This window comes from Nonomuraea sp. NPDC051298, assembly GCF_055586305.1.
On record NZ_JBVJIM010000028.1, the window covers coordinates 16,422 to 34,700 of the forward strand.

Below are 18,279 nucleotides of genomic sequence, written 5' to 3' on the forward strand. Positions count from 1 at the left end.
GGGCCGCCCGCCAAGGGGTCCGTCGCTCAGCCCGACTGCTCCTGCCCGCCGGTGTGCGGCATCCGGGCGGCGGGGACGACGCCCAGGCGGCCCGCCTGGTAGTCCTCCATCGCCTGCAGGATCTCGGCGCGGTTGTTCATCACGAACGGGCCGTAGTGGACGACGGGCTCGCGGATCGGCTGCCCGCCGAGCAGCAGCACCTCCAGGTTCGGCTCGGCCTGCGGCTGGCGCCGGTCGGCGGCCACCGTCAGGGCGCCGCCGGGCCCGAAGGCGGCCAGTTGACCCTTGCGGATCGGCGCGTGCCCGGTGCCGGCCGTGCCCTGACCTGCCAGTACGTAGGCGAGGGCGTTGTAGGCCGGGTTCCACGGCAGGTCCAGGGTCGCGCCGGGGCTGACCGTGGCGTGCACCAGCGTGATCGGGGTGAACGTGATGCCCGGCCCCTGGTGGCCGTCCAGCTCACCGGCGATCACCCGGAGCAGCGCGCCGCCGTCGGCGGAGGCGAGCAGCGCCGCCTGGCGACCGCGGATGTCCTGGTAGCGCGGCGGGTGGAACTTGTGCGCCCGGGGCAGGTTGACCCACAGTTGCACGCCGTGGAACAGCCCGCCCGAGACCACCAGGTGCTCCGGGGGCTTCTCGATGTGCAGCAGGCCCGAGCCGGCGGTCATCCACTGGGTGTCGCCGTCGGTGATCGTGCCGCCGCCGCCGTTGGAGTCCTCGTGGTCGAAGACGCCGTCGATGATGTAGGTGACGGTCTCGAAGCCGCGGTGCGGGTGCCAGGGGGTGCCCTTGGGCTCGCCGGGGGCGTACTCGACCTCGCCCATCTGGTCCATGTGGATGAAGGGGTCCAGGTCGGCGGCGGAGACCCCGGCGAAGGCGCGCCGTACCGGGAAGCCCTCGCCCTCGAAGCCGCTGGGCGCGGTGGTCACCGACCGGACGGGGCGCTGGACGGCCGCGGCGGGATCGGTCAGGACGACGCGGGGCAGCGTCAGGGTGTCGGCGGTGATGGCTGGCATGACCCCTCCAGATCTGTTGAAAGTTAAACAGTCAGTTTCCTGAACAGCCCGCGTCCAGGAGAAATTCCTGGCGCGCGGACCGGCCGCGTTCACACATGGGCGAAGGCGAAAGGTCGCCGGATGACCACGAGGGGGAAGGGAGCAGCGGCCTCAACGAGATCTGCACGATCTCTCGTCCGGGGGGTGATCGGTGCGCGCACGGTCAACGTACGAGGCATTTGTACACCGCGTCGGGCCGGAACGGGTAACGGCGTTCGATGTCGTTCGTGAGACGCACGCCCAGCCCCGGGGTGGTGGGTGCGATGAGTTCGCCGTCCTTGATCCGGAAGGGTTCGATCAGCAGGTCGGTACGGAGCGGGTAGCGGGGCAGCGGCCATTCGGCGAGGGCGCCGCCGCGGGCGAGCGCCGCGTGGTAGTTCGCGGCCATGCCGACCGCGCTTCCCCAGCAGTGCACGACGGTCGTCGTGTCGTGGGCGGAGGCCGACTCGAAGACCTCCAGCACCGCGCCGATTCCGCCGATGACGGTGGCGTCGGGCTGCACGAGGTCGTAGTAGCCGGCGCGGACTCGGTGGCCGAGTTCTTCCGGCCTGGTGACGATCTCGCCGCCGGCGATCGGCACCGCGCTGCGCTCGCGCAGCCACGGGTACTCATCGGTCCTGCCGAGGCCGAGTGGTTCTTCCAGGAATGCCGGCGGGGCCGCCACCCGGGAGAGGAAGTCGAGCGCGTCGGCGGCCGATCCACCGGGTACGGCGAGGTTCTGGCACATGTCCACGGCGACCTCGATGCCGCTCCGCCGCGCGAGTTCGACGGTGGAGACGACCTTTTCGGCTTCGTGGTGACGGGCGCGGATCTTGATGAGGTCGAGGCCCGCGTCGGCGACCGCGGCGAGTTCGGCCTCCATGCCCGTGGTGGTCGCGCTGTCGCCGCCGCTGCCGTAGAGCTTGACGCTCGGCGCGGGGTGTCCCCCCAGCAGCTCATATGCCGGCACCCCGAGGTGGATGCCCTTGGCGTCCCAGAGGGCTGTCTCGATCGCTCCCACGACATGCCGGGCGGCCCCGGACAGACTCCAGTAGCCGGTGACCTCGCAGGCGTCGCGGTAGCGGGCGGCCACGTCGAGGGCGTCGGTTCCGAGCAGGTAGGGCTCGATGAGTCTCACCGTCTCCGCGAACACCATCGGAGCGAACACGGCGAGGTACGCCTCCCCGAGCCCGGCCGACCCGTCGGAGAGCGTGACCTCCACCAGACCGGTGGTCCGCCACCCGGTGGACAGGTGCCGCATGACCTCGACGTTGTCCGGCCCCGCGTACGGAGCGCTGAGCAAAACGGGCCGAACGGCGGCGATCGTGGGCATGACTGGCCTGCCTTCCCCGCCTCTCGCCGAACACGGGACGCGCGGCTGGCCAAGCCGTCGACGATCCACGAGTCCGTACAGGAGGCGTTGCGCGGCTACATCATCGACAACCGGCTACGCCCTGGAGACGCCATGCCGTCCGAGGGGGACCTGGCGCAGCAACTCGGCATCAGCCGGAACTCGGTGCGGGAGGCCGTCAAGGCGTTGATGTCCCTGGGGATCTTGGAGACCCGGCGGGGAAGCGGCGTCTACGTGACGCCCTTCTCCCTGTCGGCGCTGGCCGAGACCCTGCCCTACAGCCTGCTCTTCGATCTCGACGAACTGTCGGAACTGCTGGAGATTCGGCGCGTGCTGGAGACCGGCCTGGTTGAACGTGCGATCACGGACATGACCGAGGCCACCAGGGATCGCCTCCGCCGCGTTGTCGAGGACATGCGGGAGCAGGCCCGGCGCGGACATGACGTCATCCAGCAGGACCGGGCATTCCACCACACACTGTTCGAGGACGCGGGGAACCGAGTCCTCCTCAAGGTGCTCGACGCGTTCTGGGTCGCCCTGCACGAAGCCCTCGCCACCCGTCCGGACATCCACGAACGCGCCCCCGCCGAGATCTGCGCCGACCACGAGGCGATCTACCGTGCGGTTCTCGACCGTGACGTCGAACGCGCCAGAAGTCTTCTCGAAGAGCACTACACCGAGATTCGCGACAGGATCGGTGAACGACGGTGAGCATCTACGTCCACCTGGCGCTGGCCGAGTCCGACATCGCGGCTCTCCACGCCGCCACCCCCGGCGAGCAGGTGCACATCGCACATCCCGGCAGCCTGACCATCCCTGACCGCGACGCCTTCGCCGCGGCGGAAATCGCGCTCGGCAACTGTCCCCCGGACTGGATCGACACGAGCACCACACTGCGTTGGCTGCAACTGGCCTCGACCGGGCTGGACGGCTACGGCCACCTGGCCGGACGCCTCGAAGTCCGCTGCACCAATCTCCCCGGCGCTTTCGCCGACCCGGTCGCGCAGACCTGCCTGGCAGGCATCCTCGCGCACTACCGCGGCCTCGACCGTCTGGCCGCCTGGCAACGATCCGCGCTGTGGAACCGCGACGCCCTCCGCCCACGACTGCGCACCCTGACCGGACAGCGGGCGCTCATCCTCGGCACCGGATCCATCGGCCGCCGCCTGGCGGCGTTGCTGGCGCCGTTCGGCTGCGAGGTGGTGACGGTCGGCCGGCACTCCGGCGACATCACCATCGACGACCTGGACCGAGCGCTGCCGGACGCCGACATCGTGTGCGCCGTCCTGCCGGACACCCCTCAGACCCGCCGCCTCCTCGACCGCCGCCGCCTTTCGCTGATGAAGACCGGAGCCCTCCTCCTCAATGCCGGGCGGGGCAGCCTCATCGACGAGGACGCCCTGATCGACGCCCTGCGGGCGGGCCGACTCGGCGGCGCCATCCTCGACGTCACCGCACAGGAGCCACTGCCGCCGGACAGCCCCCTCTGGAAATGTCCGAACCTGCTGCTGACCCAGCACAGCGCCGGTGGATCAGCCGACGAGAACCGCACCACCGTCACCGTCTTCGCCGACAACCTCCGCCGCTACCGGGCCGGAACACCCCTGCGCGGCATCGTCGACTGGCAACGCGGTTACTGAACGCGCACGCGCTCACTCGGTCAGCAGCCTGAGCCCGACGACGCCGGCGAGGATCAGGCCGAGACAGGCCAGCCGGAGCGGTGAGGCGCTTTCGCCCAGGGCGAGGATTCCGACGATCGCCACGCCCAGCGCGCCGATCCCGACCCAGACGGCGTAGGCGGTCCCCACCGGCAGGCTGCGCAGGGCGTAGGAGAGCATGACGAAGCTCAGCACGGCGGCGGCGACGCCCACGACCGACGGCCACAGGCGGGTGAAGCCGTCGGAGCGCTCCAGCGCCGTGGCCCAGACGATCTCCAGCAGGGCGGCCCCGATGAGCAGGGGCCAGGCCATGGCGCTCATGCCGTCGTGCCGGTGTCGGCGCTGATGGGCGCCCCGGCGAGGTCGGGGCCTCTCCCACCCGCGAGATTGCGTCCCATGCGGTGCCTCCAAGTAGGCGCTTTACCGGAATTGATTCCGGATATACCGTAACCGGAATCAATTCCGCATGGCAAGCGTGGCGGCGGCGGGAAGCCGGGGCGGAGTTCCGTAGGCTGGTCCGGTGGCGAAGGAGACGATCATGAGCCCGAGGACCGAACGAGCGGACGCCGCCCGCAACCGGGCCAAGATCCTCGCGGCGGCCGGCGAGATCGTGCTGGCCCGTGGCGTGGAAGGGCTGGCGATGGCGGACGTCGCCGCCGCGGCGGGCGTCGGGGTCGGCACGCTGTACCGCCGATTCGGCGACCGGTCAGGGCTGGCGTACGCGCTGATCGACGAACGCGAACGGGAGTTCCAGGCGTCGTTCATCGAAGGCCCGCCCCCGCTGGGCCCGGGAGCCCCCGCCCCCGCCCGCATCCGGGCGTTCCTGCACGCCCTGGTCGACCGCACCGTGGCGCAGCTCGACCTGCTGCTCATGGCGGAGACCGCGAGCCCGCTGGCCAGGTTCGGCGGGGCCTACGATCTCTACCATGCCCACCTGGTGCGGCTGATCCAGCAGGCCGAGCCCGCCACCGACGCCTACTGCCTGGCCGACGCCCTCCTGGCCCCTCTGGCCGCCCCCCTGCTGGCCCACCGCCTCCGCGCCGGCAAGGCGACCCCCGACCGCGTCAAGGCCGCCCTCGACCACCTCCTGACCGGGATGGCGGAGTGACGGCCCACCGGCACAGGTGGCCGCGCAGGCCGCGGGAATGGCGGATCGCCCGCTGACCGGGAACTCGCCCGCGTCCCCGCGACAGTAGTTCGTGTGGATGTGAAGATACGCGCCCGCCTACGGGACGGCGATCAACAGGCCCTGGGCGAGCTGTTCGACCAGTACGCCACGAGCGTCTACAACCACGCCTACTGGCTGGTCGGCGACTGGTCGGCCGCCGAGGACGTGGTGTCGCTGACGTTCCTGGAGGTGTGGCGGTTACGGGAACGGCTCGACCCGGACGGCGGCTCGCTGCGCCCCTGGCTGCTGGGAGTGGCCACCAACGTGGGCCGCAACCTGCGACGAGCCAGGCGGCGGCACCAGGACGCCCTGGCCAAGATGCCCCCCGCCGACCCCGTCCCGGATTTCGCCGACGAGGTGGTCGGGCGGATCGCCGACGCGCAGCGGCTGGAGGACGTGCGCGCGGCGATCGGACGGTTGCGCGAACCCGAGCGGGACGTGCTGCTGCTGTGCGCCGGGGCCGGACTCGACTACGCCGAGGCCGCCGAGGCGCTCGGCATCCCGGTCGGCACCGTGCGCTCGCGGCTGTCCCGGGCCCGCAAGAAGCTGGAACTCGCCTCGACCCCCGCGACAGGGAGAAGTGACCGCGGCACCGCGGTCCGGTCCATCACGGAGCACCCATGAACATCTTCCCCGAAGGACGGGACCTTCCCGAGGACCGTCACCACCTGCTCAAGGAGGTCATCATGACCGCGATCCACGACGAGCCCACCCCCGCCAGGCGGCGGCGCGGGCCGCTGCGCCCGGCGGTGCTGGCTCCCGCCCTGGGCCTGGCCGCCGCGGCCGCGGTGGCCCTCCCGCTGCTGCTCGGCGGCACCCCCGCACACGCCGTGGCCAAGAACCCCGACGGCACCGTGACCATCACCATCAACGAGGCCAAGGACCCCGAAGCGCTCGAGGACGAGCTGCGGAACATGGGCTACGACATCGTCGTCGACTACCTGCCCGCGGGCAAGCGGTGCGCCGACCGGCCGCGCGGCTCGAACTGGCTGTCCAAGGAACAGGCTCCCCTCGCCGTCTTCCCGCCCACCGTCGAGACGCCCGGTTTCCAGATCGACCCGGCGCAGATCAAGCCGGGCCAGACCGGCGTGCTGGAGTTCGCCGTGAACGACAGCCCCGAGGCGGGTGGCGTCGTGGCGGCGATCTGGGCGCGCGTCTCCGACGGCCCCGTGGCACCGTGCGAACTCGTCGACGGCGACGCCCCGCTCGGCGACCCTTCAGTGAGGTGACCGGGAGGGGGCCTCACATTCGCCGGTACGGCGCCCGGCCGGTCAGGGGGCGAGTTCGCCGGGGATGCCCGGGATGCTCCAGACCGTGGCGTACTGGTCGCCGCCGATGGCCAGGGCCGTGCCGTCCGAGGTGAACGACAGGGAGGAGCCCGCCCCGGGGATGGGGTGGGAGACGGACTTCCGGGTCTTCGTGTTCCACAGCCGCCACGCCTGAGGCTTCCCGTGGCGGCCCGCGGTCGCCAGGATCTTCTCGTCGGTGGGGTGGAAGCGCACCGAGTAGGCGTCCGGCAGCGGAGATCCGACGCGTTCCCTGGTCGCCACGTCCCACAGGCGGCCCACCCCGTCCAGGTTGCCGGTGGCCAGCAGCTTTCCGTCGGCGCTGAACGACACCGAGTTGACCATGGTGCTGTCCTGGAGCGGGTTCCCGATCCGGCTTCTGCTCGCCACGTCCCACAGGACGGTGACGTCGTGGAAGCCGCCGGTGGCGAGCGTCCTGCCGTCGGGGCTGAACGCGACGGCCTCGATGCCGTCGTCCTCGTGCACCACGATCGGGTCCCCGATCCGGCTGTCCCTCGTCAGGTCCCAGAAGGACAGCACCCCGCTGGAGCTGCCGACGGCCAGCGTACGACCATCCGGGCTGATGGCCCCGGCGTCGGCGGACTCGAAGTGGATGACGGCGTCCTCGTCGTCGAGGCTCGCGGTGAGCAGCGGACCGCCGACCGGCCGGCGGACCGCCGTGCCCCAGAGGTCCACGGAGTACGACTCGCCCTTCTCGTCGGCGGGGTAGCCGTCGAGGGCGAGCGTCTTCCCGTCCGGGCTGAGCGCCAGGAAAGCGGTGGTGTACTCGCGCTTCAGCACCGGCGGCACGGCTTTCCGGCCGGGAAGGGACCACGTGGTGACGTCGCCGCTGCCGACGGTGAGCAGGAACGTCCCGCCGGGGTCGATCGCCGTTTCGGTCGCCGCGGTTCGGAACTCGGCGACGCGTGCGATGGCCGGTGGATCGTTCCAGGTGAACCAGTAGACACCGGCACCCGCCACCAGCGCCAGGGCCACCACCGCCGCCACGTGACGCCGCCGCCCCTGAGGGGACGCGACCATCTGGTCCGCCGCCACGAGCAGGGGCTCGGGCGGCGCGGTCACGGGAGGCGAGGGCCGCTCTTCCCGCTCCTGTTCCTGCTGGGGCGTGCCCTTGGCCCAGGTGACCACCAGCGCGACGGTCGCGACGGACGCCAGCAGGACGGCCGCCAGGTCGGCGATGTTGACCTGCTCCGCCGGATCGAGGGCCCGGAGCACGGCGAAGACCAGTACGGCCAGCGCGGCCAAACCCGCCCCGGCCACCAGCGTCCGCCACCGCGACCCGCCCTTGTTCACGCTGACATCATCGCTCTTCCATCGCCCGAAAGCACCAGATACCCGCACATCCCGATCGCGCGACCCGCCCCTCACACGGCAGATCGGCGTCGCGACGGGCGAGATGTCGGCCCGGTTCGGAAGCGCCGGCGGCCTCGACGTCCTGGGAAGGGCACGGGGGTCATTCGGGGCTCAGCAGGCCGGCCAGCCGTTCCAGGCCGTCCTTGATGAGCCGCGCGTACTCGTCGTCGCCCAGCGCGCCGATCGTGGCCCGCGCCTGCCGGAGGTGCTCGCGGGCACGATCGAGGTCGCCCAGCTTGCGGTAGCACTCGCCCACGTTCAGGTGCAACGACGGGTACAGGCCGGCCACGGAGAGCGTCACCCCGGCCCGCGCCACCCGCTCGTCGGTCACCAGATCGGCGGCGGCCAGGGCCCGCAGGTCCCAGGTCAGCTCTTCTCGCACGTCGTCCTGCACGTCGGCCATCGCGTGGGCGAGGACGCAGATGTGCAGCGGGTCACCCCGCTCGCCGTCGATGTCCGCCCAGATCCGGGCGAACTCGAGGCGAGCCGCGTCACGCTCGCCTCGGTGGTGATGCAGCTCCACCGCCTGGCCGATCTGGAGGATCGTCGGGTCGGTGATCATCGTTCTCCTCTTCTCCGGCGGCACGGGCGGGCGTCGCGGGTCAGGTCGCGGACGTCGTGAGCGTCTTGAGCGTGCCGACGGTGAAGTCGATCACCGTGGCGAGGCGCCGGGGGTCGTGCCCGGCGCGCTCGCGTACGCGTAGCCCGAGCACCGTCGTGAACAGCAGCTCCACCGCGGCGTCGACGTCGAGGGCGGCGGGCAGGTCACCGTCGCGGACGCCGCGGCGCAGCAGCGACGCCAGGGTCCTCCTGGTGACGTCGAACGCGGCCTCGGTCTGCCGCCGGACCTCGGGGTCGCTGGTGCCCAGCTCGGTGGCCGTGTTGACCACGAAGCAGCCGAGGCCGGAGTCGTGGCCGACCATCCAGATCAGCCACTCCCGCAGGATGTCGAGGCTGGGGCCGGGGGCGCCGAGCAGCTCTTCGGCCTGAGCGGACTCGGTCGCCCGGTAGTGGTCCAGCGTCCGCAGGAACAGGGTGTGCTTGTCGTTGAACGCCCGGTACAGGCTGCTCTGCTTGAGGCTCAGCTCGGCGCCCAGGTCGCGGACGGACGTGGCGTTGTAGCCGCGCCGCCAGAACAGGCGGGTCGCCTTGGCGATCACTTCGTGCTCGTCGAACTCCCTGGGCCGTGCCATGGTCCCACCCTACCAGCGTTGTGGAGCGTTCGCTCCCGTACTAGGGTGTGCCGTCATACGGGAGCGATCGCTCCCGAATCAGTGAGCTTCCGAATCACTGAGCTACCGCATTCCTGAGCTGAGCTACCGGATGACTGAGAAGGAGAACCGACGTGACGGCAACGGACCCCACGACGACCGGGCGGGACGCCCCGGCGAAGGATCATTGGATCGCGGTGTCCGCCGTGGCCTTCGGCACATTTCTGCTGGTGACGGCCGAGCAGCTACCCATCGGGCTGCTCACCCCCGTCGGATCGGCGCTGTCGGTGTCCGAGGGCGCGGCGGGGCTGATGGTCACGGTCCCCAGCATCGTCGCCGCCGTCGCGGCGCCGGTCGTGCCGGTGCTGGTCGGCAGGATGAATCGCAGGCTCCTGCTCGTCGCCCTGATGGGGCTCATGACGCTGGCCAACCTGGCCTCCGCCCTGGCCCCGGACTACCCGCTCCTGATCGCCTCCCGGGTGCTGGTCGGAGTGGCGATCGGCGGGTTCTGGGCGATCGCCGGCGGGCTGGCCGTCCGGCTCGTCCGGGCCGCGCACGTGCCGCGGGCGACCGCGATCATCTTCGGCGGCGTGGGCGCCGCGAACGTCTTCGGCGTCCCCCTCGGCACCGTGATCGGCGGGCTGGCGGACTGGCGGATCGCGTTCGGCGCGCTGAGCGCCCTCGCGCTGGTGGTGCTGGTCGCGCTGCTGGCGGTACTGCCGCCGTTGGCCGCGGCGCGGCCCGTCGCCCTGCGGCGGCTGGGCGGCCAGCTCCGCGACCGGGGCGTCAGGGTCGGCATCGTGGCGACCTTCCTGATCGTGACCGGGCATTTCACGGCCTACACGTTCATCGGTCCCGTGCTGCGGGACCTGTCCGGGATCGACGAGCGGTTCGTCGGGCCGCTGCTGTTCGGGTTCGGGGTGGCGGGCATGGTGGGGAACTTCGCCGCCGGCGCCGCCGTGGCGAAGCGGCTCCACCGTACGGTGCTCGCGATCACCGTCGCCTTGGCGGTGACCGTGCTGCTCTATCCCGTGGCGGGGCTCACCGCCGCGGGCGGGGTGACGCTGCTCGTGGTCTGGGGCCTGGTGTACGGCGGGGTCTCCACGAGCCTCCAGACGTGGATGATCAAGGCGGCGCCGCAGGCGGTCGAGGAGGCGTCCGCGTTGTGGGTGGCGGTGTTCAACCTGTCGATCGGTCTCGGCGCGCTGGCCGGTGGCACCGTCGTCGACGCTCTGCCGCTCCAGGGCATCCTCTGGCTGGCCGGCATCCTCGTCCTGGGGGCCGGGGCCGCCGTGTGGAGCGTCCGTCGCGACGAGAGCCTCCGATGACCGGCTGACTCCCGGCCGGCGGGAAACGCGCGGGCCGCCCGGCGCCCGGCTCGACGGGTACAGTGGGCCGGTCGCCGGGGTCCACGGGCGATGCCACGGGAGATGACGATGACCGAGCACGCCGACTTCAACCGGCGCGTGGGCGCCCACATGGCCGAGACCGGCGAGTCGTACGCCACCGCGCGCGGCCACCTCCTGGCCGGGTTGCCGGGCGACGCGCCCTCCGGCGGCGCATGGCCGGCCGGCGCGCTGCACGTGAGCAACGGCGACGCCACCGACCTGCCCGGCACCGGGCTCGCGCCGCGCGTCCTGTACTGGCGGGACGTCCTGCACGAGGGGCCGGTGCCCGCGGTGGGAGCCGAGGAGCTGCGCCGGACCAGGGCCGCCTTCCTGGCCGGGGCGGACGCGGGCGACCACGCGCGGATCGCCGCCGTGTTCGCCGAGCGGGACCGTACGCTGGAGGCCAACCGCGACGGCGACTACGTCCTGTGGTTCGAGGCCGACCTGTACGACCAGTTGCAGATCATCCAGATCCTGGCCCGGCTGGCCGAGCTGGGCGTGCCCGCCGGGCGCGTCACGTTGATCTGCGTCGGCGAGCACCCCGGCATCGCCCGCTTCGGCGGCCTCGGGCAACTCACCGCCGCGCAGTTGCGCGAGCTGCCTTTCACGAACGCGCGGGCCCGGCTCACCCCGGACGCGCTGCGGCTGGCCACCCGGGCGTGGGCCGCGTTCCGGGCACCGTCCCCTGACGGCCTGCGCGCCGTCGCGGACAGCCGCTCGGGCGAGCTGCGTTTCCTGGGCGAGGCGTTCGACCGGCTCGGCCGCGAGTACCCGGCCACCCGCGACGGGCTCTCGCTCACCGAGCGCCGGATCCTGGCCGCCGTCGCCGACGGGGCCGGTGACGCCGGGACGGCCTTCGCCCGCGCGGGCGGACGCGAGACGCGCCCGTACCTGGGCGACACCTGGTGCTTCGCGGCGACGCAGCGGATGGCGCGCGCCCCTGTCCCGCTCCTGCGCGCGGAACCGGCGGACGCCCCGGTCGGGCCCGGCACCGGCCTGCGCCTGACCGAGGCCGGAGCCCAGGTGCTGGCCGGCTCGGCGGACCACGTGACGCTCAACGGGATCGACCGCTGGATCGGCGGCGTCCACCTGCACGGGCACCACGTGCCGTGGCGCTGGGACGACGGCGCCGAGACCGTCGTCCGCGTTTCCTGGCGGCCCTGAGGTGCCCGCCCGGGCCGTTCGCTAGACGCGGGCGCCGGTGCCCTGCTGGGGCCCGCGCTCGGGACGCGGCCAGGGGCGTCCGCCGAGGCGTTCGATGTCGGTGTTGAACCGCTTGAGGTACGCGGCGAAGGTCGCCACGTCGTCGGCCGACCAGCCGGCCAGCACCTTCTCCAGGCCGTTGATGTTGCGGGCGCGCTCGCTGTCGAGGTAGCGCTCCCCCGCCTCGGTCAGGCGGAACTTGCGGGCGATGCCGCCGCCCGGATCGGCGATGCGCTCGGCCAGGCCGGAGCGCAGCAGCGCCGAGGTGTGCCGGTTGAGCGTGGACACGTCGAGGCCGAACGCCTCGCTGAGCTGGCCGATCGACATCATGCCCTCCATCCGGATGCGGCTGAGCAGGATGTACGCGCTGCGGTCGAGGTGACGGTGCTGGCCGAGCAGCATGGTCTCGTACTCGATCAGATGCGTGGGCTTGTCCATGACGGTCCTTCTCCACATGCGATGCGCGTCAGCATATCGCCCACAACACTGTGTAACCCCCACAATCTATGTACGTCACACATTATGTGTAGAGTGCACACCGCTCATGACTAAGAGAGTAGACGGGGGGATTCGAGTGGAAAAGTCCAGATTTGGAAGTTCTAACGGGATCGTCACCGTAATGGCGGTAGCCGGCATCGTCGCCGCACTCACCCAGACCCTGGTGGTGCCCCTGATCGGCGAGCTGCCGACCCTGCTGGGCACCTCCGCCTCCAACGCCTCGTGGGTCATCACCGCCACGCTGCTGGCCGCGGCCGTCACCACCCCGGTGATGGGACGGCTCGGCGACCTGTACGGCAAGCGCCGCCTGATGCTCGTCTGCTCGGTGCCCCTGATCGTAGGCTGCGTCGTCTGCGCCCTCGCCGGATCGCTCGCCCCCATGGTCGTCGGACGCGGGCTCCAGGGCATGGGCATGGGCCTGATCCCGCTGGGCATCAGCGCCCTGCGCGACGTGCTGCCGCCCGACCGGCTCGGCCCGTCCATCGCGCTGATGAGCTCGTCCATGGGCATCGGCGGCGCGCTGGGCCTGCCCATCTCCGCCGCGGTCGCCGAGTACTCGAGCTGGCGGGTGCTGTTCTGGGTCGCGGCGGGGCTGGGTCTCGTGGTGGCCGCGTTCATCTGGCGGCTGGTGCCGTTCACCCCGCCCGCCGCCAAGGGCCGGGTCGACGTGCTCGGCGCGCTCGGACTCGGCACGGGCCTGGTGTGCCTGCTGCTCGGCGTCTCCAAGGGCGCCGACTGGGGCTGGACGAGCGGCGTCACGCTCGGGCTGCTGGGCGGCGCGGCGGTCGTCCTGCCCGCGTGGGGGTGGTGGGAGCTGCGCGTCCGCGACCCGCTGGTCGACCTGCGCGTCACCGCCCGCCCCCAGGTGCTGCTGACGAACGTGGCCTCGATCGTGGTCGGCTTCTCGATGTTCGCCCAGTCGCTGATCGTCATCCAGATCCTCCAGCTCCCCGGCGCCACCGGGTACGGCCTGGGCCAGTCGATGCTGGCCGCCGGGCTCTGGATGGCCCCCTCCGGCCTGATGATGATGCTCGTCTCCCCCATCGGCGCGCGGCTGTCGGCCGCCCGCGGCCCCAAGGTCACGCTGATCGCCGGCAGCCTCGTCATGGCCCTCGGCTATGGCCTGTCCCTGGTGCTGCTCGGCTCCACCTGGGGGATGCTGATCATCACCTGCGTGTGCAGCGTCGGCGTCGGACTCGCCTACGGCTCGATGCCCGCCCTCATCATGAGCGCCGTGCCGCGTTCCGAGACCGGCGCGGCCAACAGCTTCAACACCCTCATGCGCTCCATCGGCACCACCGTGTCGGCCGCGGTGATCGGGCTCGTGCTCTCGCAGCTCACCACCGACTTCGGCGGGCAGGCGCTGCCGTCGGAGGCCGGATTCCGCATCGGCATGCTCATCGGGTGCGGCGCCGCGCTGGTGGCGGCGCTGATCACCATGACCCTCCCGGCCCGCGGCCCGGCCGCGCGTACCACCGTGCACGCCGCGGCGTCCGCCGAGCCCGCCCCCGAGCACTGAGCACTGAGCACCAGCCTGCCGTGGCCTGCCCGAAATTGCCTCGCGATCGGGCCGGTCCCCGGCTAGATTCGCAAACGTGTCGCAAACCCTCGAGATCGCGTGCGACGAGTCCGGCGCGGAGGGCGAGAAGCTCGTCGGCGGCAACAGCGATGTCTTCGCGCACGCCAGCGTGCTGATGGACGCCGAGACCGCGACCGCCTGCGTCGCGGAGCTGCGCGAGAGGGCCCCGACCCCGGCCACCGAATACCGGGCGGGCCACGTGCTGCGCGGCAAGCACCGGGCGGCGCTGCTCTGGCTGCTCGGCCCGGAGGGTCCCGTGCTCGGCAAGGTGCGCGTGTTCCTGACCGACAAGCTGTTCTACGTCGCCGGCAAGGTCACCGGCCTGCTGGAGGACGACCACGCGCCCCGCCTCGGCCTCGACCCGCACGCCGCGGCCACCGCCGCCGTCCTCTACCGGGAGGGGCCGGGGGCCTTCGGCGCCGAGCGGTGGGCGGCCCTGCTCGACTCCTTCAACTACCTGCTGCGGGCCAAGAACGGCCAGGGCGTCACCACCTCGGTCGAGGAGACGTTCCGGCTGGTCGAGGAGCTGCGTGGGGCCGGTGGCGCGGCGGGCGAGATCATGGAGTCGCTGTGGCGGGCCCGCGCCCGGGTGGCGGACTTCCGCGAGCGCCTGCTGGCCGACCCCTACGTCTTCCCCGCGCTCGACCCGCTCATCCCGGCCATCGTCCAGGCGGTCACGTACTGGGGCGCGGGCGGCGGGCCCGTCTCCGTCGTGCACGACCGGCAGACGACGCTGACCGACGAGCGGGTGGCGCAGATGCGGCGGATCCTGGGCGGGCGCATGGCGGGCCTGCGGCTGGTCGACTCGGAGCTGGACGAGCGGGTGCAGGTCGCCGACGTCATGGCGGGCGTGGCCCGCAAGGTCGCGCTCGACGAGCTGACCGGCCGGGCCGACCCCACGCTGTCGGCGCTGATCCGCCCGTACGTGGACGGCGCGTCGATCTGGGCCGGCGGGCCCGGCCTGACGCCGCCGGCCGGCGCGGCCGTGCCCCGCTCCGCCTGAGGCGTCCCGGCGAGCGGGTGGTCGTCCCGGCCGGAGGTCATGTGCCGGTCAACAGCCCCACCCTCCCCACTATCGCCACAAATCGTGACGTTAGAGTGACGTACTGTGAACGAATCCAAGCGTGTAGAAATCACCTGGCCCGGCATCGGCATCACCGTGGCCGCCGAACTCGACCAGCGCAACAAAGCCCTGGCCCAGTGCCTGTGGGACGCGCTGCCCTACCGCAGCCTGCAGGGGCACGCCCTGGTCGCCGGATACCACCTCTACCACCTCGCCCCGGTGCACTCCCTGCTGCACACACCCGCCGAGTACAAGGTGGACCGGCGCACCGTCCCCGACGGCACCCTGTTCTGCTCGCGCCTGCAACACCTCGGCATCAAGTACGGCGAACTGACCGAGCCCATGACCGCCACCCCGATCGGCCAGGTCGTCGAAGCCGACCTCGACGCGCTGGCCGAGGCCGGCCGCGAGGTGTGGAACTCGGTCTACACCACCAAGGAGCCCGTCATCGCCGAGGTGCGCCGCGCCGGCGAGCCCGGCGGTCACGTCCTGCCCCGCCTGCCCATCGGCGACCCCGAGCTCAACCGGCTCGCGGCCGAGGTGCACGCCGAGACCGAGCGCATCTGGCTCGCCCCGCCGCAGGAGCTGCTCGACCTGCACGAGGGCCGCATCCCCTCCGGCGCGGGCAGCTACGAGACGGTGCTGACCACGCTGCTGTTCGTCAACGGCGAGACCCGCCCGCTCGGCTACAGCTGCTACGGCGGCCTCGTGCGCGCCGCCCTCGACGGCATGCCCATGCCGTGGCTGCGCCAGATGACCAGGCAGCTCGCCCACACGCCCGCCGAGTTTCTCGGCTACTGCGGCCTCGACCGCCTCTGGGACTTCACCCAGCGGCTGCTGTCGGGCCTGGAGCGGCTCGACAGCCACGAGGACTTCATCGCGATCATGGCCCACATGGCGCTCTACTGCAACTGCCTGGGCGGCTGGAACCTGCACCTGTTCCCCTGGGAGGCGGGAGCGCACCTGCGCAGATTGGCGGCCCCGGCATGACCGGCCGCGGCGCGACCGGCCCCGACACGCCCCGCCGCAAGGCGACCGGCCCCAACACGACCGGCCCCAACACGACCGGCCCCGGCACGAACGGCTCCAGGGTGGTGGTGATCGGGGGCGGCGTCATCGGCCTGTCCATCGCCTTCCACCTGGCCGAGGCGGGCGTCGACGTGACCCTGCTGGAACGCGGCACGCTCGGCTCCGGCGCCTCCCGCGCCACCGCCGACGTGGTGCGCTCGTACTTCGCCGGGAACCCGGTCAGCTCCGCGCTGGCCGTACGCAGCCTCGACGCCTACCGTGCCTTCCCCACCAGGCCCGGCACCGAACTGCCGCTGCGGCAGGTGGGCTACCTGGTGCTGTTCACCGAGGCCGAGCAGGTGGCCGCCTTCGAGGCCGACCTGCCCGCCCAGCTCGCCGCCGGGGTGGACGTCGCCCTGGTCAGCGCCGAGGAGGCCAGGGAACGCAACCCGCTCATCGGCGACCTGCCGCTGGTGGCGGCCGCGTACTCGCCCGACGCCTACATCTCCGACACCACGGCCATCGTCACCGCCTACGCGCGGGCGGCCGAGCAGGCGGGGGCGGCGCTGCGTACCGGGTGCCCGGTGACCGCCATCGACCCGGAGGCCGGACGCGTCCAGACCGCCGACGGGGAGATCTCCGCCGACGCCATCGTCTGCGCCGCCGGCGCCTGGTCGGCCTCGCTGGTCCGCTGCGCCGGGGTGGACATGCCGCTCACCGAGCCGATCGAGCAGGAACTGCTCACCACCGACCCGCTGCCGCCCACCATGCCCGACATCCCGGTCACCCTGCACGCCGCCACCGGCCTGCTGATCCGCATGCGCGGCGACCGCCTGCTCATCGGCATGGGCTACCCGGGCCCCGACCGCGAGACGTGGCGGCGCGAGGTGGCCGTACGGCTCGCCGAGACGTACCCGAGCCTGGCCGGGGTCGCGCTGCACACCGCCGTCACCGGGCTGCGTGACGCCAGCCCCGACAAGACCGCCTTCATCGGCCACCAGCCCGGCCCGCCGGCCTTCCTGTACGCCACCGGCTTCTCCGGCCACGGCCTGTGCAACGCGCCGGCCGCCGGTGAACTGGTCCGCGACCTCTACCTCGACCGGGACCCCGGCATGGACGTGACCGCGCTGGCGGTCAGCCCACGACGAACGGGATGACCACATGACCGAGATGCCCGATGTAGCCGATGACGACCGTCTCGTCCTCGACCCGGCCACCCACGACCTGCACGGGGACAACGACCGGCTGCGCGCGGCCGGTCCGCTCGTGCCGGTCACCGCGGAGGGCGTACCGGCCTGGGCCGCCACCCGGTACGCCACGCTGATGAGCGTGCTGACCCACCCGGACCTGTCCAGGGAACTGCACCACTGGACCGGCCGGGACGCCATGCCGCCCGGCACGGCCATCGACCGCATCGTCACCGACACGTCCATGCTCAACGCCGAGGGCGAGCGCCACCGCCGGCTGCGGATGCCGCTGACCGCCGCGTTCTCGCAGCGCCGGCTCAACGGCCTGCGCCCGCGCATCGAGGAGCTGACCGCCAGGCTCATCGACCACCTCGCGGAACAGCCGCCCGACCAGCCCGTGGACCTGCGGCCGGAGTTCGCCTACCCGCTGCCGCGCGAGGTCATCTCCGAGCTGATCGGCATCCCGCCCGCCCACCAGGACGAGCTGCACCGCCTCACCGACGCCGTCGCCCAGGTCGGCGACCTGGAGGACTCGCCAGGGCTGCGGAAGGAGCTGCGCGAGCTGCTCGACCAGGTCATCGAGGAGCGCCGCGGCACACCCGGCGAGGACCTCATCACCGACCTGTTCGAACTGCACGAGAAGGACGGCGGACGGCTGTCGGAGGCCGAGCTGTTCGCCACCATCGAGCTGCTGTTCATCGCCGGGCACGTCACCACCGTCAACCTCATCACCAACGCCATCGGCGCCCTGCTCAGCCGGCCCGACCAGCTCGGCCTGCTGCGTGCCGGGCAGTGCCCCTACAGCGCGGCCGTGGAGGAGACGCTGCGGTGGGACTCGCCGATCGCGTACTTCCCCATGCGCTACGCCGTACGCGACGTCGAGATCGACGGCGTGCGCCTGGGCGCCGGAGAACCGGTGCTGGCCTGCTTCGCCGCCACCGGGCGCGACCCCGACCAGTACGGCCCGGACGCCCACCGGTTCGACCTCACCCGGCCGCAGGCGCCGCACCTGGCCTTCGGGCACGGACCGCACTTCTGCCTCGGGGCGCCGCTGGCCCGGCTGGAGGGCGAGATCGCGCTGCGGGCGTTGTTCGCGGCGTTCCCGGACATGAGGCTCGCCTCGCCCGTGGACGAGCTGCCGCCCATCGACACGCTGCTGGGCAACAGCACCAGGACGATGCCCGTGATCCTCGGGCCGCGCGCCCGCTGACCCCGCGGCCCACCGGCCCGTCCACCGGCCTCCAGCCCACCCGGGCGGCGCCGTCCCCGCGGTC

At 72.3% G+C, this 18,279-nt stretch carries 19 protein-coding genes; 12 read left to right on the forward strand and 7 right to left on the reverse strand.

Annotated elements, in window-relative coordinates; genetic code table 11:
* Positions 1-26 precede the first annotated feature (26 nt).
* Together ACZ6S0_RS44715 and ACZ6S0_RS44720 are read right to left on the reverse strand one after the other, a co-directional pair.
* Complete coding sequence (locus ACZ6S0_RS44715) at positions 27-1,013, reverse strand: pirin family protein (RefSeq protein WP_465925649.1); 987 nt, start codon at positions 1,011-1,013, stop codon at positions 27-29.
* Between the two features lie 202 nt (positions 1,014-1,215).
* Positions 1,216-2,364 (reverse strand): mandelate racemase/muconate lactonizing enzyme family protein, encoded by a 1,149-nt coding sequence (locus ACZ6S0_RS44720; RefSeq protein WP_465925651.1) that lies wholly within the window; start codon positions 2,362-2,364, stop codon positions 1,216-1,218.
* On the opposite strand from ACZ6S0_RS44720, the gene ACZ6S0_RS44725 reads away from it, so the two are divergent.
* Positions 2,284-3,093 (forward strand): FadR/GntR family transcriptional regulator, encoded by an 810-nt coding sequence (locus tag ACZ6S0_RS44725; protein ID WP_465925653.1) that lies wholly within the window; start codon positions 2,284-2,286, stop codon positions 3,091-3,093. The genes ACZ6S0_RS44720 and ACZ6S0_RS44725 overlap by 81 nt on opposite strands.
* Complete coding sequence (locus ACZ6S0_RS44730) at positions 3,090-4,022, forward strand: D-2-hydroxyacid dehydrogenase (protein ID WP_465925655.1); 933 nt, start codon at positions 3,090-3,092, stop codon at positions 4,020-4,022. Before ACZ6S0_RS44725 ends, ACZ6S0_RS44730 begins: the two co-directional genes overlap by 4 nt.
* A gap of 12 nt (positions 4,023-4,034) precedes the next feature.
* Here ACZ6S0_RS44730 and ACZ6S0_RS44735 read toward each other — a convergent pair whose 3' ends face one another.
* Complete coding sequence (locus tag ACZ6S0_RS44735; RefSeq protein WP_465925657.1) at positions 4,035-4,451, reverse strand: DMT family transporter; 417 nt, start codon at positions 4,449-4,451, stop codon at positions 4,035-4,037.
* A gap of 127 nt (positions 4,452-4,578) precedes the next feature.
* Here ACZ6S0_RS44735 and ACZ6S0_RS44740 point away from each other — a divergent pair, with 127 nt between their 5' ends.
* From ACZ6S0_RS44740 to ACZ6S0_RS44750, 3 genes are all read left to right on the forward strand, one after another.
* Positions 4,579-5,148 carry a TetR family transcriptional regulator gene (locus tag ACZ6S0_RS44740; protein WP_465925659.1) on the forward strand — a complete coding sequence of 190 codons (570 nt, stop codon included), beginning with the start codon at positions 4,579-4,581 and terminating at the stop codon, positions 5,146-5,148.
* Between the two features lie 93 nt (positions 5,149-5,241).
* Positions 5,242-5,832, forward strand: a complete 591-nt coding sequence (locus ACZ6S0_RS44745) for an RNA polymerase sigma factor (protein ID WP_465925661.1) — start codon at positions 5,242-5,244, stop codon at positions 5,830-5,832.
* A complete protein-coding gene (locus tag ACZ6S0_RS44750; protein WP_465925663.1) occupies positions 5,829-6,437 on the forward strand; it encodes a hypothetical protein in 609 nt (202 codons plus the stop codon). The genes ACZ6S0_RS44745 and ACZ6S0_RS44750 overlap by 4 nt, the downstream gene beginning before the upstream one ends.
* 42 nt (positions 6,438-6,479) lie before the next feature.
* On the opposite strand, the gene ACZ6S0_RS44755 is transcribed toward ACZ6S0_RS44750, so the two are convergent.
* The 3 genes from ACZ6S0_RS44755 to ACZ6S0_RS44765 form a co-directional block, all read right to left on the reverse strand.
* A complete protein-coding gene (locus tag ACZ6S0_RS44755) occupies positions 6,480-7,808 on the reverse strand; it encodes a WD40 repeat domain-containing protein (protein WP_465925665.1) in 1,329 nt (442 codons plus the stop codon).
* A 160-nt stretch (positions 7,809-7,968) separates the two neighbouring features.
* Positions 7,969-8,430, reverse strand: coding sequence for a tetratricopeptide repeat protein (locus ACZ6S0_RS44760; protein ID WP_465925668.1), 462 nt, complete (start codon positions 8,428-8,430; stop codon positions 7,969-7,971).
* Between the two features lie 40 nt (positions 8,431-8,470).
* On the reverse strand, positions 8,471-9,061 hold the full coding sequence (locus tag ACZ6S0_RS44765; protein WP_465925670.1) for a TetR/AcrR family transcriptional regulator: 591 nt from the start codon (positions 9,059-9,061) through the stop codon (positions 8,471-8,473).
* Between the two features lie 152 nt (positions 9,062-9,213).
* Here ACZ6S0_RS44765 and ACZ6S0_RS44770 point away from each other — a divergent pair, with 152 nt between their 5' ends.
* Both ACZ6S0_RS44770 and ACZ6S0_RS44775 read left to right on the forward strand, forming a co-directional pair.
* Positions 9,214-10,407 carry an MFS transporter gene (locus ACZ6S0_RS44770; protein ID WP_465925672.1) on the forward strand — a complete coding sequence of 398 codons (1,194 nt, stop codon included), beginning with the start codon at positions 9,214-9,216 and terminating at the stop codon, positions 10,405-10,407.
* Between the two features lie 108 nt (positions 10,408-10,515).
* Positions 10,516-11,631: a hypothetical protein gene (locus tag ACZ6S0_RS44775; protein WP_465925674.1), complete on the forward strand. Its 1,116-nt coding sequence runs from the start codon at positions 10,516-10,518 to the stop codon at positions 11,629-11,631.
* 21 nt (positions 11,632-11,652) lie between these two features.
* Here the strand turns inward: ACZ6S0_RS44775 and ACZ6S0_RS44780 are convergent, their stop codons facing one another.
* Positions 11,653-12,108 (reverse strand): MarR family winged helix-turn-helix transcriptional regulator, encoded by a 456-nt coding sequence (locus ACZ6S0_RS44780; protein ID WP_344873957.1) that lies wholly within the window; start codon positions 12,106-12,108, stop codon positions 11,653-11,655.
* Between the two features lie 181 nt (positions 12,109-12,289).
* On the opposite strand from ACZ6S0_RS44780, the gene ACZ6S0_RS44785 reads away from it, so the two are divergent.
* The 5 genes from ACZ6S0_RS44785 (at position 12,290) to ACZ6S0_RS44805 (ending at position 18,215) form a co-directional block, all read left to right on the forward strand.
* Complete coding sequence (locus tag ACZ6S0_RS44785) at positions 12,290-13,687, forward strand: MFS transporter (RefSeq protein ID WP_465925676.1); 1,398 nt, start codon at positions 12,290-12,292, stop codon at positions 13,685-13,687.
* Positions 13,688-13,763: 76 nt separating this feature from the next.
* Positions 13,764-14,750 (forward strand): hypothetical protein, encoded by a 987-nt coding sequence (locus tag ACZ6S0_RS44790; RefSeq protein WP_465925678.1) that lies wholly within the window; start codon positions 13,764-13,766, stop codon positions 14,748-14,750.
* Positions 14,751-14,855: 105 nt separating this feature from the next.
* The gene (locus ACZ6S0_RS44795) at positions 14,856-15,800 is read left to right on the forward strand and encodes a cucumopine synthase-related protein (RefSeq protein ID WP_465925680.1); all 945 of its coding nucleotides are present in this window, start codon (positions 14,856-14,858) and stop codon (positions 15,798-15,800) included.
* Entirely contained in the window at positions 15,797-16,975 is a 1,179-nt protein-coding gene (locus ACZ6S0_RS44800) for an NAD(P)/FAD-dependent oxidoreductase (RefSeq protein WP_465925682.1), read from the forward strand. The genes ACZ6S0_RS44795 and ACZ6S0_RS44800 overlap by 4 nt, the downstream gene beginning before the upstream one ends.
* A 4-nt stretch (positions 16,976-16,979) precedes the next feature.
* Complete coding sequence (locus ACZ6S0_RS44805) at positions 16,980-18,215, forward strand: cytochrome P450 family protein (protein ID WP_465925684.1); 1,236 nt, start codon at positions 16,980-16,982, stop codon at positions 18,213-18,215.
* Positions 18,216-18,279 lie beyond the last annotated feature (64 nt).

What these genes read in the sequence shown, in the direction of transcription:
- ACZ6S0_RS44715 (WP_465925649.1), bottom strand. Translation starts at nt 1,013, where the DNA reads ATGCCAGCCATCACCGCCGACACCCTGACGCTGCCCCGCGTCGTCCTG.
- ACZ6S0_RS44720 (WP_465925651.1), bottom strand. Translation starts at nt 2,364, where the DNA reads ATGCCCACGATCGCCGCCGTTCGGCCCGTTTTGCTCAGCGCTCCGTAC.
- ACZ6S0_RS44740 (WP_465925659.1), top strand. Translation starts at nt 4,579, where the DNA reads ATGAGCCCGAGGACCGAACGAGCGGACGCCGCCCGCAACCGGGCCAAG.
- ACZ6S0_RS44750 (WP_465925663.1), top strand. Translation starts at nt 5,829, where the DNA reads ATGAACATCTTCCCCGAAGGACGGGACCTTCCCGAGGACCGTCACCAC.
- ACZ6S0_RS44760 (WP_465925668.1), bottom strand. Translation starts at nt 8,430, where the DNA reads ATGATCACCGACCCGACGATCCTCCAGATCGGCCAGGCGGTGGAGCTG.
- ACZ6S0_RS44765 (WP_465925670.1), bottom strand. Translation starts at nt 9,061, where the DNA reads ATGGCACGGCCCAGGGAGTTCGACGAGCACGAAGTGATCGCCAAGGCG.
- ACZ6S0_RS44775 (WP_465925674.1), top strand. Translation starts at nt 10,516, where the DNA reads ATGACCGAGCACGCCGACTTCAACCGGCGCGTGGGCGCCCACATGGCC.
- ACZ6S0_RS44780 (WP_344873957.1), bottom strand. Translation starts at nt 12,108, where the DNA reads ATGGACAAGCCCACGCATCTGATCGAGTACGAGACCATGCTGCTCGGC.
- ACZ6S0_RS44785 (WP_465925676.1), top strand. Translation starts at nt 12,290, where the DNA reads ATGGCGGTAGCCGGCATCGTCGCCGCACTCACCCAGACCCTGGTGGTG.
- ACZ6S0_RS44800 (WP_465925682.1), top strand. Translation starts at nt 15,797, where the DNA reads ATGACCGGCCGCGGCGCGACCGGCCCCGACACGCCCCGCCGCAAGGCG.
- ACZ6S0_RS44805 (WP_465925684.1), top strand. Translation starts at nt 16,980, where the DNA reads ATGACCGAGATGCCCGATGTAGCCGATGACGACCGTCTCGTCCTCGAC.